Annotated in this window: 13 protein-coding genes; 7 read left to right on the forward strand and 6 right to left on the reverse strand. The window is 64.6% G+C overall.

The genetic code is table 11. The features are described 5' to 3' along the window. Positions 1–147 precede the first annotated feature (147 nt). The 4 genes from rpsO (at position 148) to pip (ending at position 5,337) form a co-directional block, all read left to right on the forward strand. Positions 148–417: a 30S ribosomal protein S15 gene (rpsO, locus tag VGN68_RS17210; RefSeq protein ID WP_293697597.1), complete on the forward strand. Its 270-nt coding sequence runs from the start codon at positions 148–150 to the stop codon at positions 415–417. 191 nt (positions 418–608) lie between these two features. Next, positions 609–2,945 (forward strand): polyribonucleotide nucleotidyltransferase, encoded by a 2,337-nt coding sequence (gene pnp, locus VGN68_RS17215; protein WP_327478394.1) that lies wholly within the window; start codon positions 609–611, stop codon positions 2,943–2,945. Positions 2,946–3,062: 117 nt separating this feature from the next. Next, on the forward strand, positions 3,063–4,148 hold the full coding sequence (locus tag VGN68_RS17220) for an endonuclease/exonuclease/phosphatase family protein (protein ID WP_327478396.1): 1,086 nt from the start codon (positions 3,063–3,065) through the stop codon (positions 4,146–4,148). Positions 4,149–4,242: 94 nt separating this feature from the next. Next, complete coding sequence (gene pip, locus VGN68_RS17225; RefSeq protein WP_327478398.1) at positions 4,243–5,337, forward strand: prolyl aminopeptidase; 1,095 nt, start codon at positions 4,243–4,245, stop codon at positions 5,335–5,337. 201 nt (positions 5,338–5,538) lie between these two features. On the opposite strand, the gene ispG is transcribed toward pip, so the two are convergent. Then, entirely contained in the window at positions 5,539–6,690 is a 1,152-nt protein-coding gene (gene ispG, locus VGN68_RS17230; protein ID WP_327478400.1) for a flavodoxin-dependent (E)-4-hydroxy-3-methylbut-2-enyl-diphosphate synthase, read from the reverse strand. A 262-nt stretch (positions 6,691–6,952) separates the two neighbouring features. Here ispG and VGN68_RS17235 point away from each other — a divergent pair, with 262 nt between their 5' ends. Continuing rightward, on the forward strand, positions 6,953–7,702 hold the full coding sequence (locus tag VGN68_RS17235; RefSeq protein WP_327478403.1) for a TorF family putative porin: 750 nt from the start codon (positions 6,953–6,955) through the stop codon (positions 7,700–7,702). A gap of 12 nt (positions 7,703–7,714) precedes the next feature. Here VGN68_RS17235 and VGN68_RS17240 read toward each other — a convergent pair whose 3' ends face one another. Continuing rightward, on the reverse strand, positions 7,715–7,855 hold the full coding sequence (locus VGN68_RS17240; RefSeq protein WP_327478405.1) for a hypothetical protein: 141 nt from the start codon (positions 7,853–7,855) through the stop codon (positions 7,715–7,717). A gap of 11 nt (positions 7,856–7,866) precedes the next feature. Here VGN68_RS17240 and creD point away from each other — a divergent pair, with 11 nt between their 5' ends. After that, positions 7,867–9,339, forward strand: a complete 1,473-nt coding sequence (creD, locus tag VGN68_RS17245) for a cell envelope integrity protein CreD (RefSeq protein ID WP_327478407.1) — start codon at positions 7,867–7,869, stop codon at positions 9,337–9,339. A 146-nt stretch (positions 9,340–9,485) separates the two neighbouring features. On the opposite strand, the gene VGN68_RS17250 is transcribed toward creD, so the two are convergent. The 4 genes from VGN68_RS17250 to VGN68_RS17265 all read right to left on the reverse strand — a co-directional run bounded on the left by VGN68_RS17250 (position 9,486) and on the right by VGN68_RS17265 (position 14,713). Next, complete coding sequence (locus VGN68_RS17250; protein WP_327478409.1) at positions 9,486–10,634, reverse strand: alpha-hydroxy acid oxidase; 1,149 nt, start codon at positions 10,632–10,634, stop codon at positions 9,486–9,488. 119 nt (positions 10,635–10,753) lie between these two features. Continuing rightward, positions 10,754–12,016 carry an FAD-dependent oxidoreductase gene (locus VGN68_RS17255; RefSeq protein ID WP_327478411.1) on the reverse strand — a complete coding sequence of 421 codons (1,263 nt, stop codon included), beginning with the start codon at positions 12,014–12,016 and terminating at the stop codon, positions 10,754–10,756. Then, positions 12,003–13,727: an amidohydrolase gene (locus tag VGN68_RS17260; protein ID WP_327478413.1), complete on the reverse strand. Its 1,725-nt coding sequence runs from the start codon at positions 13,725–13,727 to the stop codon at positions 12,003–12,005. The genes VGN68_RS17255 and VGN68_RS17260 overlap by 14 nt, the downstream gene beginning before the upstream one ends. A gap of 107 nt (positions 13,728–13,834) precedes the next feature. Next, a complete protein-coding gene (locus VGN68_RS17265; protein WP_327478415.1) occupies positions 13,835–14,713 on the reverse strand; it encodes an NAD(P)-dependent oxidoreductase in 879 nt (292 codons plus the stop codon). Positions 14,714–14,772: 59 nt separating this feature from the next. On the opposite strand from VGN68_RS17265, the gene VGN68_RS17270 reads away from it, so the two are divergent. After that, positions 14,773–16,023 carry a threonine ammonia-lyase gene (locus VGN68_RS17270; RefSeq protein ID WP_327478417.1) on the forward strand — a complete coding sequence of 417 codons (1,251 nt, stop codon included), beginning with the start codon at positions 14,773–14,775 and terminating at the stop codon, positions 16,021–16,023. The last annotated feature ends 21 nt before the right edge of the window (positions 16,024–16,044 follow it).

Raw genomic sequence — 16,044 nt, forward strand, 5'->3', positions numbered from 1 at the left:
TCTGGACCGGGGTAGCTACGGATGACGGGCTCTATTGGGGACGGGACGATCAAAATCGTCCGATCGCCCTGATCGAGGCTTTGGCGGGAACGCTGAAGGTCGTGCGCGGCTTCAATCTTTAAGCCATGATGTTCGAGGAAAAAATCTATGTCGATTACCGCCGAGCGCAAAACCGAAGTCATCACCGAAAACGCCCGCAGCAAGGGCGACACCGGTTCGCCGGAAGTTCAGGTCGCAATCCTGACCGACCGCATCAACAACCTGACCGGTCATTTCAAGGCGAACCACAAGGACAATCACAGCCGCCGCGGCTTGCTGATGATGGTCAACAAGCGTCGCAGCCTCCTCGACTATCTGAAAAAGAAGGACGAGGCGCGCTATCAGGCACTGATCGCGAAGCTGGGTCTGCGTAAGTAAGAATTTCTGGCGGCCCCGGTTTTCCGGGGCCGCTGTCATATTGGCTCCGTGCAAATTTGCCGGACCACAGGGCCGCCCCGCATTCGGTGGGGCCGCTATTGGGGCCACAGACGCCCCGCACCGCCCCGGGTCGGATTACCCGGAATCAGAGGCCCCGCCCGGCATTGGGCCAGGCGGGCGAAGGAAACTCCATGTTTGACGTGAAAAAAGTATCGATCGAGTGGGGCGGTGAAACGCTGACCCTCGAAACGGGCAAGGTTGCCCGTCAGGCCGATGGCGCGGTTGTCGCGACGCTCGGCGAAACGATGGTCCTGGCCGCGGTCACCGCCGCCAAGACGGTGAAGGAAGGGCAGGATTTCTTCCCCCTGACTGTCCACTATCAGGAAAAATACTCGGGCGCAGGCCGCATCCCCGGCGGCTTCTTCAAGCGCGAACGCGGCGCGACCGAAAAGGAAACCCTGGTTTCGCGTCTGACCGATCGTCCGATCCGTCCGCTGTTCCCCGAGGGTTTCTACAACGAAATCAACGTCATTGCCCAGGTTCTGAGCTATGATGGCCACAACGAACCCGACATCCTCGCGATGGTTGCCGCCTCGGCTGCGCTCACCATTTCGGGCGTCCCCTTCATGGGCCCGATCGGCGCCGCGCGCGTCGGTTATGTCGACGGCGAATATATCCTGAACCCGACCGACGCGCAGGTTGCCGAAGGCGACCTCGACCTGGTCGTTGCCGCCACTTACGACGCGGTGATGATGGTCGAATCCGAAGCCAATGAGCTGTCGGAAGAGATCATGCTCGGCGCCGTCCTGTTCGCGCATGACGCGTGTAAGGATGTGGTCAAGGCGATCGTGAAGCTGGCCGAACAGGCTGCCAAGGATCCCTGGGACATGGCCGAACAGGCCGACCTGACCGCTGCCAAGGACAAGCTGAAAAAGCTGATCGGCAAGGACATCGCCGCCGCGTACAAGCTGACCGACAAATCGGCCCGTTCGAACGCGCTGAACGAAGCCCGCGCCAAGGCCAAGGAAGCTTTCGCCGACGCCGCGCCGCAGGACCAGATGGCCGCCGGCAAGCTGATGAAGAAGCTGGAAGCCGAAATCGTGCGCGGCGCCATCCTGAAGGACGGCAAGCGCATCGACGGCCGCACGACGACGCAGATTCGTCCGATCGTCGCCGAAACACACTTCTTGCCCCGCGCCCATGGCTCGGCGCTATTCACGCGCGGCGAGACGCAGACAATTGCAACCTGCACCTTGGGCACCAAGGACAGCGAGCAGATGATCGACGGCCTGAATGGCCTGTCGTATTCGAACTTCATGCTGCACTATAACTTCCCGCCCTATTCGGTTGGTGAAGTTGGCCGCTTCGGGGCGCCCAGCCGCCGCGACATCGGCCATGGCAAGCTGGCATGGCGTGCGCTGCACGCGGTGCTGCCGACGAAGGACGAGTTCCCCTACACGATCCGCATCACCAGTGACATCACCGAGTCGAACGGCTCGTCGTCGATGGCGTCGGTCTGCGGTGGTTCGCTCGCGATGATGGACGCCGGCGTGCCGATCAAGCGCCCGGTTTCGGGCATCGCGATGGGCCTGATCCTCGAAGGCAAGGATTTCGCGATCCTGTCGGACATCCTGGGCGATGAAGATCACCTTGGCGACATGGACTTCAAGGTGGCGGGGACGTCCGAAGGCATCACGACGATGCAGATGGACATCAAGATTGCGGGCATCACGCGCGAGATCTTCGAAGCCGCGCTGAACCAGGCCAAGGAAGGCCGCGCGCACATTCTGGGCGAAATGGCGAAGGCCCTGGGCGAAGCCCGCACCGAGCTGTCCGATTATGCCCCGCGCATCGAAACGATGCAGATCGACAAGGCGAAGATCCGCGACATCATCGGCACCGGCGGCAAGGTGATCCGCGAGATCGTCGCGACCACCGGCGCCAAGGTCGACATCGACGACGAAGGTCTGATCAAGATTTCGTCGAGCGACCCGGCGCAGATCGAAGCCGCGCGCAAGTGGATTTCGGGCATCGTCGAAGAAGCCGAAGTCGGCAAAATCTATGACGGCAAGGTCGTCAACCTGGTCGATTTCGGGGCGTTCGTGAATTTCATGGGCGGCAAGGACGGCCTGGTTCACGTCAGCGAAATCGCCAACGAGCGCGTGGAAAAGGTCGCCGACGTCCTGAGCGAAGGTCAGGAAGTCAAGGTCAAGGTGCTCGAGATCGACCAGCGCGGCAAGGTGCGCCTGTCGATGCGCGTCGTCGATCAGGAAACCGGCGCCGAGCTGGAAGACACCCGCCCGCCGCGCGAAGGCGGCGATCGCGGCGACCGTGGTCCGCGCGGCCCGCGCCGGGATGGCGGCGGCGGCGATCGTGGCCCGCGCGGCGACCGTGGTCCGCGCCGCGATGGCGGCGGTGATCGTGGCCCGCGCCGTGACGGCGGTGCCGGCGGCGATCGCGGCCCGCGCCGCGAACGCAACGAAGGTCCGGAAGATCAGGGTCATGTGCCCGATTTCCTGAAGGACTAAGCCGTCGGTTTATTGAACGAGGAAAGGGGCTGCCGAGAGGCGGCCCCTTTTTTATGGGTGTGTGGGTGGGTTCCAATTGCCGGTGACGCGTCGGCGGCGACGGGTTATGATCCTGTCGTGAGCTATGACCTGTCATCCGCGAAGCCGATCCGCATGATGTGGATCGGCGCCGCCGCGCTGGCGCTGGGCGCCTGCGGGACGGCGCCGCCGCTGCGCGTGATGGCGTGCGATGCGGCGCCGCCCGCCGCGGTCGTGCATTCGGCGGATGGCCGCGAGGCCAGCGCGCGCTTGTCGGTGCTAACCTATAATCTGGAGGGGCTGGGCTGGCCGGCGCGCAAGGGGCGGGCGCGCGAACTTCGCGAAATCGGCGAACGGTTGAACGCGGCCCGCATGGACCGCAGCGGCGCGGACATCATCCTGTTTCAGGAGATGTTCAGCGGCGCCGCCAAGCGCGCGGTTGCGGCATCGGGCTATCCAGCAATCGCGCCGGGACCGCGGCGCACGACACGGGCCTTTGTCAGGGGGACCGACCCGATGGCGGGCAGCGCCAAACCGTTGAAGGGCGAGCTAGGCATAAAGCTGCTTGGCGGCGGGCTCGCCATCGCGTCGCGCTTTCCGATCGTCGAGAGCGCCGCCGCCGCCTATGGTCGGCGCGCCTGCGCGGGCTTTGATTGCCTGTCGAATAAAGGGGTCATGCTGGCGCGGATTGCCGTACCGGGCGTGCCGACCCCGGTTGACGTCTATAACACCCATATGAACGCGCGCCGGGCATCGCGGGTTTCCGACCAGCGCAATGGCGAGGCCCATGCGCGGCAAGCCGAGATCGCATCGGCGTTCATCGCGGCGACCGAAAACGTCGCTGTGCCGCTGATTTTCGGCGGCGATTTCAACATGCGCCATGCAGAGGGACGATGGGCCGAATTTTCCGCGCATCATCCGTTGACGCTGGTGCACGAACACTGCGTCGATCCCGGTTCGGGATGCGATGTGCGGATGTCGTGGGATGGCGACGCGCCCTGGATGGACACGCAAGACCTCCAATTCTTTGCGAACGGCGAACAGCTTGCGGTGCGGCCGATCCGAGTCGAGGCGGTGTTCGACGGCGGCGCCAGCGGCCCGCGTTTGTCGGACCATGACGGGTTTATGGTGACGTACGAACTGCGCTGGCCGGCGGGGATGACCGCGGCGACGCCGGCCTGTTGACGCGGCGCACGGCATAATCGTGCCTGCCGGGTAGACATGATCGCTGCGGCGGTTAAGCCGGTGTTTCCCGATCACAGCAGCAAGGACAGCGGCGATGGATTTTTCCCGGCTTCAGATGAGCAGCAAGATCGGTGACGACTGGGTCTATCCCCAGTCGCCCTGCCTGAACTTCGGCTGGCTGGAGGTCGACCGCGACCCCGCGCACCGCATCTATTGGGAGGAATATGGCAATCCGGCGGGCGAACCGGTGGTGTTCCTGCACGGCGGCCCCGGCGGCGCCTGCGCCCCGGCGATGGCACGCTTTTTCGATCCTGGGCGCTATCGCGTCATCCTGTTCGACCAGCGCGGGTGCGGCAAGAGCGAACCCAATGTCGCGTCGGCGGGACCGGGAGCGGCGCTGGCCAAGAACACGACCGCCGACCTGATCGGCGATATCGGGAAATTGCGCGACCATTTGGCGATTGCAGGGCCAATGCACGTGTTTGGCGGCAGCTGGGGCAGCACGCTGGCGATGGCCTATGCGATTGCCCATCCCGCGCATTGCGCCAGCCTGATCCTGCGCGGCATCTTTTTGGGCGCGGCGGAGGATCTGGACTATCTGTATCAGGGCAATGCCGCGACCTGGGAAGCCGACCCCTATGGGCTGACCGCGCCGGGGGCGTATATCAAATATCCCGATGAATGGGCGGCGCTGCTGAACGTCCTGACCCCCGCCGAGCGCGGCGACGTCATGGCGTCGTACAAGGCGATTTTCGACATGGTGCCGGCCAGCGCGGCGGAAAAGGCGCGGCAGTTGGAAGCGGCGGTGACCTGGTCGCTATGGGAGGGGGTGATTTCGAACATGATCCCCGAAGCCGCCGACACCGGAAAGTTCGGCGAGGCGGACTTCGCGCTGTGTTTTGCGCAGATCGAGGCGCATTATTTCGCCAACGAACTATTCCTGCCAGCGGGGCATTTCTTCGACAATATCGCCACGTTGGCGGCGATCCCGATCCACATCGTCCATGGCCGCTTCGACGAGGTCTGCCCGCTGACCCAAGCATCGCGGCTGGTCGCGGCGCTGCGAGCGGCGGGCGCCGAACCGGTGTCCTATGTTGTGACCAACGCCGGACATAGCGCGATGGAGCGGGAAAATGCGCTGGCGCTGACCGCGGTGATGGACGGTTTGGCGCCGCTGGCGGGCGGTTAGCACGCTTGACCGGGTTCGCTCAGCGAGCGGTCCCCGTGTCTTGGAACCACGCCCCTCCGGACAAGTGAATAGCCGTTCCCCGGCGAAAGCCGGGGCCCAGAGCGTCCAAAAACAAGCGTCGCGTTATGACGCCCTGGACCCCGGCTTTCGCCGGGGAACAGATATTTGGACAAAAGGAATAAACGCGAAGGGGAGGGGCTTTTAAGCTGCCTTGCCGTGCGCGACGTCCATGCTCACCGAATTGCCCGCGTCGATTTCGGCAGCCTTGGCCTCGACCAGCTTGACGATATGGCCGATCATGTCGGCGTCGGCGACGTGATGGTCGGTAACCCCCGACAGATAGACCATATGCTTGCCATTGCCGCCGCCTGTGATGCCGATGTCGGTTTCGCGGGCTTCGCCGGGGCCGTTGACGACGCAGCCGAGGACCGAGAGCGACATCGGGGTCTTGATATGACCGAGCGCTTCTTCGAGCGCCTGCACGGTGCGTATGACGTCGAAGCCCTGGCGGGCGCAGCTGGGGCAGGACACGACGCGGACGCCGCGGGTGCGCAGGCCGAGCGATTTCAGAATCTCATAACCGACGCGCACTTCTTCTTCGGGTTCGGCTGAAAGCGACACGCGGATCGTGTCGCCGATCCCCGCCCACAGCAGATTGCCGATGCCGAGCGCCGATTTGACGGTGCCGCCGATCAACCCGCCTGCTTCGGTGATGCCGAGGTGGAGCGGACAATCGACCGCATCGGCGAGTTGCGCGTAAGCCGCGACCGCGAGGAAGACATCGCTTGCTTTTACCGCGACCTTATATTCGTGGAAGTCATGGTCTTGCAGCAGCTTGATATGGTCGAGCGCGCTTTCGACCAGCGCCTCGGGGCAGGGTTCGCCATATTTTTCGAGCAGGTCTTTTTCCAGGCTACCCGCGTTGACCCCAATGCGGATCGCACAGCCGTTCGCCTTGGCAGCGCGGACGACTTCGCCGACGCGCTCCGACGATCCGATATTGCCGGGGTTGATGCGCAGGCACGCGGCGCCCGCGTCGGCGGCTTCGAGCGCGCGCTTATAGTGGAAATGAATGTCGGCGATGATCGGGATGCGCGCCGCGCGGACCACCTTACCCAAGGCCGCGGTCGATTCGGTGTCAGGACACGACACGCGGATCAGGTCGGCGCCTGCTTCCTCGCAGCGGCGGATCTGGTCGATCGTCGCGACGGGATCGCTGGTCAGCGTGTTGGTCATCGTTTGAACGGTAATCGGGGCACCGCCGCCAACCGGGACGTTGCCGACCATGATCTGGCGGCTGGTGCGCCGCGCAATGTCGCGCCAGGGGCGCAGGCCGGGATTGTGATCGCTCATGGGTTCGGGCTCGATCGATAAGGGAGGATGCGCCGCTCTTTAGCCGTCCGGCGGGCGATTGGCAAAGCCAAGCGTGTGCCGCGCCGCTGTTGCGCGAAAGACACACTCTGACGTTGAATCGGCATCATGCGCAATTTTTGTTTGTGCATTGCAGCAAAATCGGCAATTTCAGAGCCGTTCGTCGTCACAGGCCCGCACGAAGAGGCGTGGACAGCGTACAGCAGGCCGGGACGATCCGTTGTTTTTATTAGGGGGATCACCCATGAAGTTTCTTACCAAAGCGTGTTTCGGCATGCTGCTCGCCGCGTCGGCCATGTCGACGCCTGCCTTCGCTCAGGAAGAAGAAGCCAGCGGCCCGGTCTCGCTTTCGGGCGGCGTTTCGGTCGTGTCGGACTATCGTTTCCGCGGCATTTCGCTGTCGAACGAAAAGGTCGCGCTTCAATCGACCGTGACCGTGAGCCACGAAAGCGGCTTTTATGCCGGTGCTTGGGGTTCGACCCTGCCCGACAGCCCGCTGTACGGCAAATATGAGCTCGACCTTTATGCCGGTTTCGCGACCGAGATTGCGCCGGGTACCACGGTCGATATCGGCGCCACCTATTATGTCTATCCGGGCAACCAGGATTTTGCCGGCCCCAGCGATTATGTCGAAATCATCGGCAAGCTGTCGCACGACATCGGCCCGGTTTCGGCGACCGGTATGGTCGCCTATGCCCCCGACCAGAATTCGCTGGGCAGCGATGACAATATCTATCTGAACCTTGGCCTGGGCTATGGTATCCCCGACACTCCGCTCACGCTGAATGCCGCGCTTGGCTACACCGATGGCTCGCTCGGCGCGCTGGCGCCCGGCGGCAATTATCTCGACTGGATGGTCGGCGCCTCGTTCGCCGCCGGTCCCGCGACCTTCACCGTGCAATATATCGATACCGACATCAAAAAGTCGGGCATCGGCGCGGTCGATACCCTGTTCGATCCAACCGTGGTCTTTACGCTGGGCTTTTCATTCTGATTGCCTAGCGGGTCAGCGACCACGCGTTAAGGGGGCGGCTTCGGGGGAGGCCGTCCCCTTTTTCGTGCGCAATTGGCGGCGAATGCGCTTCACCTCAACCCGCTTGACCGTATCGATGAACCGTGCAATTTCATCGACCAGTTGAAGCAGCAAGAGTATCCCCCATGACTCAGAGCGTTTCTGTTCCCCCCGTATCGTCGTCGAATCCGCCCGCGCGCAGCGAGCGCAGCCCCGGCGTCAAGCTGGTCATCGCGGTGCTGATCGCGGTGGCGCTGATGGTGCCCTTGTTGATGATCTATGGCCTGTTGTGGGATCGCCAGCAGCAGGCCGAAACCGCGCAGGCGTCGATCGGTCAGGGCTGGGGCGGGCAACAGACGATCGCCGGGCCGGTGATCGTCATCCCCTACCGCGCGACCGAAACGACGACGGTGACCGAAAATGGCAAGGATGTGACGCGGACGGTCAACACGATCCGCAACCTCTATCTTTCACCGCAGGCGAACACGGCCGATGTCGTCATCAAGCCTGAAAAGCGCAAAAAGGCGATTTACGAGACGGTTGTCTATGAAAGCCAGATTTCGGGCAGCGCCAATTTCGTGCTGCCCGCCGACATCGCGCGGTTCGGCGTGGCGCGCGAGGCGCTGATGCTCGACCGCGCCGAAGTGCGGCTAGGGGTCAGCGACGCGCGCGGGTTGGTCGATGGTAACAGCGTCGCGGTCAATGGTACGCCGCTGGCTTTGCAGCCGGGCAAGGGGCTGCTTTCGACTGGCAATTCGGGGACGTTCGCGTTCGTGGACTGGAGCGCTGCGGCGCCGCTCAAGGTCGATTACAAGATCGGGGTGCGCGGGCTGGGTGATTTCAAGCTGATCCCGCGCGGGGTCGATACGCGCTGGACGGTCAAGTCGAGCTGGCCGAACCCCAGCTTCGGCGGCGATTTCCTGCCCGCCAAGCGCAGCGTGACGGCCAGTGGCTTCACCGCCACCTATGCCGTGCCGAACCTGGCGCTCGGGCAGGCGCAGGTGCTGACCGGCGATTTGTCGCCGCCGGTGATGACCAACTATGGTCCGCGCGACACCTATGTCGAGCCGGTGGCCGTTTCGGGACCGAGTGACGGGAGCGCGGGCGAAGCATCGGGCGGTACGGCCAAAGCCGTGGCGATCAGCCTGATCGAACCCGTCGACCTGTACAGCCAGGTCGATCGCGCGATCAAATATGGCTTCCTGTTCATCGGCTTTACCTTCGTCGCGTTCCTGATGTTTGACATCATCGCGGGCGCGCGGGTCGCCCCGGCCGAATATCTGCTGACCGGCATCGCGCTGGTGCTGTTCTTTGTGCTGCTGCTGGCTTTCGCCGAGGTGATCGGGTTCACCTTCGCCTATATGCTGGCGTCAGCGGCGATCATTGGGTTGCTGGCCTTTTACAGCGCTGCGGTGCTGAAAAGTTGGAAGCGCGCGCGGTTCCTGGCCGCGATGCTGGTCGGACTGTATGCGCTGCTTTATGTGCTGCTGAACCTTGAGGCTTATTCGTTGCTCATCGGTTCGGTGCTGATGTTCTTTGCCCTTGCCGGGGTGATGTACATGACGCGGAGCATCGACTGGAGCGGGCTGGGCAAGAAGGATGAGGTGGCGGTGGGCTGATCTGCCGATCCTCCCTGTGCCAAAGGCATGGGGAGGTGGCAGCGCGAAGCGCTGACGGAGGGGCAATAGCGCGACTTTGCCGCCCCTCCACCACTCGCTTCGCGAGCGGTCCCCCTGCCCATCGCTGCGCGACAGGGAGGATCTTTTTACCGCCAGCGCAGATTGTCGCGTGAGAGGTCGGCGAGCGTCTTGGCCCCCATCAATTTCATGCCCCGCTCCATCTCGGCGTGCAGCAATGTGATCGCGCGCGCTACGCCATCCTCGCCCGCCGCAGCGAGCGCGTAGAGATAGAGGCGGCCGCCCGAACAAGCCTTGGCGCCGACCGACAGCGCTTTCAGCACATGCGTGCCGCGCGTGATGCCGCCGTCGCAGATCACCTCGATCTTGTCGCCGACCGCATCAACGATCTCGGCCAGCGCATCGAACGGCGCGCGGCTGCCATCGAGCTGGCGCCCGCCATGGTTCGACACCATGATCGCGGTGGCGCCGATCTCGACCGCGCGGCGGGCATCCTCGACCGCGACGATGCCTTTCAGGCAGAATGGCCCGTCCCATTGCTGGCGGATGGCCGCGGCGCGGTTCCAGTCGAGGCTCTGGTCGAGCATCGTCGTAAAATAGTCGGCAACCGATTTGGGGACGCTCGATCCCTCGGACACATGTGTCGCGAGATTGGGCAGGCTGAATTTTTCGCGCAGGACGTAATTGAGTCCCCAGCCGGGCTTGGCGGCGTAGCTCAGCATATTACCCGCCGTGAAGCGCGGCGGCGAGGTGAAGCCCGAGCGCAGGCAGCGCTCGCGGTTGCCGCCGACGATGGTATCGACGGTCAGCGCGACGGCGTCGAATTTAGCGTCGCGCGCGGCTTCCAGCATCGCGCGGTTCAGCCCTTCGTCCTTGTGGACATAGAGCTGGAACAGCTTGGGGCCATCGGTGAGCGCGCCCGCTTCGGCGAGGCTGATCGTGGCGAGGCTGGAAATGCCCGCCATCGTCCCGGCGTTGGCGGCGGCGCGGAGGACAGCGCGCTCGCCCTGCCAGTGGAACAGGCGTTGCAGCGCGGTGGGTGAGAGGAACAGGGGCATCGCCATTTCGCGGCCGAACAAGGTCGTGCGCATATCAACGGTTTCGACCCCGGCGAGGACGCGCGGGATGAGGTCGCAATCGTCGAACGCAGCGCGATTGCGGCGGCGGGTGACTTCGTCGTCGGCAGCACCGTCGATATAGTCGAACACCGGCCAGGGCAGGCGACGGCGGGCGAGCGCCCGGAAGTCGTCGATGTTGTGGCAGTCGGTCAGGCGCACGCTCGCTTACCCCTCAAATCGTCATCCCGGCGAAGGCCGGGATCTCACCCACTCGCTCGCCCGCACCGGCGAGATCCCGGCCTTCGCCGGGATGACGAGGCTGGGGTGTGTGATCGAACTTAGAACACCGTTCGCGCTGCCGCCGTCCCCTTGGTCGCAAAGCTGAACCGCGGTTCCACCGCCAGCTTGGGATCGAGGATATGCGCGGCCACCCGCTTGCCGACCGCAGGGCCGTTCTTGAAACCGTGCCCTGACCCGCCACCGACCAGCCAGACGCGCTCCTGCCCCGGAAACCGATCGATCAGATAATCGCCGTTCGAGCTATTCTCATATTGGCAGACGCGCCCGCCGATCAGCGGCGCCGATGCGAGGGCGGGGAAACGGCGCGCGATATAGGCGCGCGCTTCGGCGATTCCCGCCGGGGTCAGCTGGCGTTCCATCGTGTCGGGGTCGACCACCGGGCCGTGGCGGTCGATGGCGATCTTGAACCCGGCGCCCTCCAGGTCAGGGATGCCATAGAAGATGCCGTTGTTGCTGTTGTCGGCCCACACCGGCAACTCGGGCGGGGCAAAGCGCGTATCGCCCTGCGGCGCGCCGAAATGATAGACCTCCTGCCGCGTCGCGACGATCTTGTTCATCAGCTGCTGCGGGAAGAGTTCGGCGAGCCAGGGGCCGAGGGCATAGACGAGATGATCGGCGGTGCCGCCATCGGGCAGGCTGTGGCGCTTGATCCGTTTTGACAGCAGGGGTGCTGGCATGACGACGCGCTCGACCGCGATCTGCGCATCGGCGATCACTTCCTGCACCCCGCGTCCCGCGATCAGCGCGCCGCATTCGGTTTCGAGGATGCCCGTCTCGCCCTGAAAAAATTGGATCTGGCGATACTTGTTCTGCAACCAAGCAACGTCGCCAAGCTCGTGCCCGACGCGGTTCGCCTGCAACCACGCAAGCGATTGCGCGGTGTAGGGATCGCCCTGTGGACCGAACCACAGCACGCCAGTGTTGTGAAAGATCGGCGCGCTGGCGGTGTCCGAGAGCGCTTTCCAATAGGGCAAGGATTCGCGCGCCATCTCCGAGTAGATGGTGTCGCCGCCGTACCCCATACGGATAACGCGGCTCTCGCCGCCCGACGACGCGCGGGCATGTCCCGCACCATAGGCGTCGAACAGCCGCACGCTCTTGCCTGCGCGCAGCAGATGCCAGGCGGTCCAGGCGCCGAACACCCCGGCGCCGATGATCGCGACATCGACATGCGGTATTTTGGCTTTGGCGGGTTTGCGTTTCTTTGATTTGCGCTCGGCCGCCGCCGCGGTTGCGGCCACGGGCAGTGCGGCGAGGCCGGTCAACAGCGCGCGGCGGCTGGGGGCGTTACCGCCCGCCACCGGAGGCCTCTTTCTTGTAGTAGCGATAGCCGCCGATCCAGGTTTCGAGCGGGGTCATGCGGCGGATCTCGTCGGGGCTGGCGAGCATCGGGTCGGCGTCGATAATCAGGAAATCGGCGCGCATCCCCGGCATCAGCGTGCCGATGCGATCCTCGGCAAAACCGGCATAGGCTGCGGTGCGGGTGAAGCCGTCGAGCGCGGTCTCGCGGTTCACGGCTTCCTCAGGGCGCCAGCCGCCGAACGGCTGACCCGCGGCGTCGGTGCGCGACATTGCCGCGGCCAGCCCCACAAACGGGTTGGCGCTTTCAACCGGCACGTCTGAACCGAAAGCAAGGCGGGCACCCGCGGTTTGGAGGCTGCGCCACGCATAGGCGCCCTTCAGCCGGTCGGGGCCGAGCCGCGCTTCGGCCATCAACCGATCACTCGTCTGGTGGACGGGCTGCATCGAGGCGATGACTTTCAGGCTGGCGAAACGCGGGATGTCGGCGGGGTCGATGACTTGCGCATGTTCGATGCGCCAGCGGCGATCACCCGGCAGGTCGGCGTTGAGATCGGTAATCGCGTCCAAAGCCTCGGCATTGGCGGCGTCGCCAATCGCGTGGATCGCGACCTGAAACTTGTCCATCGAGGCGCGGACCATCTTGTTGCGCAGCTGCGCGGGCGTGAGCAGCGGCAGGCCGGTCTGCCCCGCAGCGTCGCTGTACGGCGCTTTCAGCCAGGCGCCGCGCGACCCGAGCGCGCCGTCGAGGTACAGCTTGACCCCGACCATGCGCAGCCGGTCCTCGTACAGCCACGGCGTCGGTTCGGATCCCGCGATGATCGCCATATTGTCGATGTCGCCGCCATAGCTGAGGATCCGCACCGCCAGTTGTTTCTTGTCCCCGGCGCGGCGGAACGCCTGCCAGTCGAGGATCGACGTCCCCATGTCGGCGATCGCGGTGACGCCCTGTTCAAGCAGCTTTTGCTGAGCGAGCAGCAGGGCGCGGTCCAGGTCGCGGGCGAGCGGTTTGGGCTTGGCGTTGTCGATCAAGCTCATCGCCGCGTCGATGAAAACGCCGCTCGGCTTGCCGCCCGCCATTTCGATGCGACCGCCCTCGGGCGATTTGCTCCCGGCGGTGACTTTCGCGGCGGTCATGGCGGCGGTATTCGCCCAGCCCGCATGGCCATCGACGCGTTCGAGCCAGACCGGACGGTTCGGGACCGCGGCGTCAAGATCGGCGGCGGTGGGGAAACGGCCGAGGCCCCATTTCTCCTGATTCCAGCCGCGTCCGATGATCCACGGCATTTCGGGATTGTCGGCGGCATATTTGCGGATCGCCGCCTGCGCTTCGGCGAGGCTGTTGGTGTCCGACAGGTCGAGCAGCATCAGCTGGAAGCCGAGGCCCATGACATGGCCGTGCGCGTCGATCAGCCCAGGGATCAGGGTGCGGCCCTTGCCGTCTTCCTTGAAATCCGGGCGTTCGGGGCGCTTGTCCTTGCGGTCGAGCAGTTGCTTGACCTTGCCATCCTTGTCGATGACCAGCCCGGTGAAGCGGACGAGCTTGCCGTCCTTGTCGAGGGTGATGCCGTTGACGTTATCGACGAGGGTGTCGGCGTGCGCGGGGGCGGCGAGGGTGAGGGCGAGGGCGGCAACGATAAAGTCCCTCCCCTTCAGGGGAGGGGTAGCGAGACTTGGCAGCTTGCTGCCTAGTCGCAGCGGGGTGGGGTCCATCGGCCTTGCGCTAGTCCGATGGACCCCACCCGCTGCGACTAGCGAACAAGTTCGCAAGTCTCGCTGCCCTCCCCTGAAGGGGAGGGATTTTAGAAAGTTGAAGCGGTTCATTTCGGCAACCTTGTGATAAGCGAGCTGGTGTCGCGGCGACCGTGTCCGGCCTTTTGCACATCGGCGTAAAATTGGTCGACGATGGCCGCGACGGGGATTGTCGCGCCGTTCGCGCGCGCTTCGTCGAGCGCGAGGCCCAGATCCTTGCGCATCCAATCGACCGCGAAGCCGAAATCGAACTCGTCCTTCGCCATCGTGTCCCAGCGGTTGAGCATCTGCCAGCTCGCCGCGGCGCCGCCCGACACGGCTTCGAACACCTTGTCGGTATCGAGCTTCGACGCCTGTGCGAAACGCAGCGCTTCGGACAGGCCTTGCAACACGCCCGCAATCGCGATCTGGTTGACCATCTTGGTCGTCTGCCCCGCGCCGGGGCCACCGATATGGACCATGCGCGCGGCATAGGCCTGCATCACGGGTTCAGCCGCGGCGAACGCGGCTTTGGTGCCGCCGCACATGATCGACAGCGTGCCGTTCTGCGCCCCCGCTTCGCCGCCCGAGACCGGCGCGTCGATGCACAGCAGGCCAAGCCCCTCGGCCTCGACCGACAGCTGGCGCGCGATGCGCGCGGAGACAGTGGTGTGATCGACGAACAAGGCGCCCTTGCGCATCGCCTTGAACGCGCCGTCGCGGCCGAGCGTGACCTGCGCCAAATCGTCGTCGTTGCCGACGCACGTCAACACAACATCGGCGTCGCGCGCAGCCTCCGCCGGCGTCGCCGCCGCCGCTCCGCCATGCTGCGCCACCCAGGCATCGGCCTTGGCCCGGGTGCGGTTATAGACGGTGAGGCGGTGGCCCGCTTTCGCGAGATGGCCCGCCATCGGCCCGCCCATGACGCCGGTGCCGATGAAGCTGATACGCAATTTTTCCTGGCTCATCCCATGGCTCATAACCATGGTTTGCGCGGTGCGCCAGATAGGCTAGGGCGAGCGGCATCATGAGCACGACCGCACCCACCTTGTCCGCTGCCGATCTGCCGGCGATCACCCTCGACGATGTGCGCGCGGCGGCGGCGCGAATTGACGGCGCGATCGTGCGCACCCCGACGCTGCATTCGCAGACGCTGTCCGAAATGGTCGGCGCCGACGTCTGGCTGAAGTTCGAGAACCTGCAATTTACCGCGGCGTATAAAGAACGCGGCGCGCTCAACGCGCTGTTGCTGATGGACCCGGCAGCCCGCGCGCGCGGCGTTATTGCAGCATCAGCGGGCAATCATGCGCAAGGGCTGGCCTATCACGGCAAGCGGCTCGGCGTGCCGGTCACCATCGTGATGCCGAAGACGACGCCGCAGGTGAAGGTGTACCAGACCGCCAGCCACGGCGCCGAAATCGTCCTGTTCGGCGAGAAATATGACGATGCCTATGCCCATGCGCGCGAGCTGGAAATCGAGCGCGGGCTGACCTTTGTCCACCCGTTCGATCATCCGCATATCGCCGCGGGACAGGGGACGGTGGCGCTCGAAATGCTCGAAGATGTGCCGGACATCGACACGCTGATCATCCCGATCGGCGGCGGCGGGCTGTTCACCGGGATGGGAACCGCGGCGCGCGGGATCAATCCCGACATCCGCCTGATCGGGGTGCAGGCCGAACTCTATCCGTCGATGTACGCCAAACTCAACGGCGTCGACATGGCGTGCGAGGGCGACACGCTGGCCGAGGGGATCGCGGTCAAGGAACCCGGCGAATATACCCGCAAGCGCGTTGCCGAATTGAACGACGACATCGTGCTGGTCGCCGAACGGCATCTGGAACGCGCGGTCAGCCTGCTGCTCCAGATCGAAAAGACCGTGGTCGAGGGCGCGGGCGCCGCAGGCCTCGCCGCACTGCTCGCGCATCCCGAGGAGTTTGCCGGGCGCAAGGTCGGGCTGGTGCTGTGCGGCGGCAATATCGACACGCGGCTGCTCGCCAATGTGCTGCTGCGCGATCTGGCGCGCTCGGGCCGCATTGCGCGGCTGCGCATCCGGTTGCAGGACCGTCCCGGCGCCTTGTTCAAGGTGATGAAGCTGTTCGACGAGAAACAGGTCAACATCATCGAAATCTATCACCAGCGCATCTTTACCACGCTGCCCGCCAAGGGGCTGATCACCGACATCGAATGCGAAGCACGCGACCGCGAGCATCTCGACAGCCTGGTCGCCTCGCTGCGTGATGCGGGGTATATGGTGACGACGGTGGAGTTGGCGTAACTCCCCTCCCGCTTGCGGGAG

Source organism: Sphingopyxis sp. (assembly GCF_035998965.1).
Lineage (GTDB): Bacteria > Pseudomonadota > Alphaproteobacteria > Sphingomonadales > Sphingomonadaceae > Sphingopyxis.

What these genes read in the sequence shown, in the direction of transcription:
- pnp (WP_327478394.1), top strand. Translation starts at nt 609, where the DNA reads ATGTTTGACGTGAAAAAAGTATCGATCGAGTGGGGCGGTGAAACGCTG.
- VGN68_RS17260 (WP_327478413.1), bottom strand. Translation starts at nt 13,727, where the DNA reads ATGGACCCCACCCCGCTGCGACTAGGCAGCAAGCTGCCAAGTCTCGCT.
- creD (WP_327478407.1), top strand. Translation starts at nt 7,867, where the DNA reads ATGACTCAGAGCGTTTCTGTTCCCCCCGTATCGTCGTCGAATCCGCCC.
- pip (WP_327478398.1), top strand. Translation starts at nt 4,243, where the DNA reads ATGGATTTTTCCCGGCTTCAGATGAGCAGCAAGATCGGTGACGACTGG.
- VGN68_RS17265 (WP_327478415.1), bottom strand. Translation starts at nt 14,713, where the DNA reads ATGAGCCAGGAAAAATTGCGTATCAGCTTCATCGGCACCGGCGTCATG.
- rpsO (WP_293697597.1), top strand. Translation starts at nt 148, where the DNA reads ATGTCGATTACCGCCGAGCGCAAAACCGAAGTCATCACCGAAAACGCC.
- VGN68_RS17270 (WP_327478417.1), top strand. Translation starts at nt 14,773, where the DNA reads ATGAGCACGACCGCACCCACCTTGTCCGCTGCCGATCTGCCGGCGATC.
- VGN68_RS17235 (WP_327478403.1), top strand. Translation starts at nt 6,953, where the DNA reads ATGAAGTTTCTTACCAAAGCGTGTTTCGGCATGCTGCTCGCCGCGTCG.
- ispG (WP_327478400.1), bottom strand. Translation starts at nt 6,690, where the DNA reads ATGAGCGATCACAATCCCGGCCTGCGCCCCTGGCGCGACATTGCGCGG.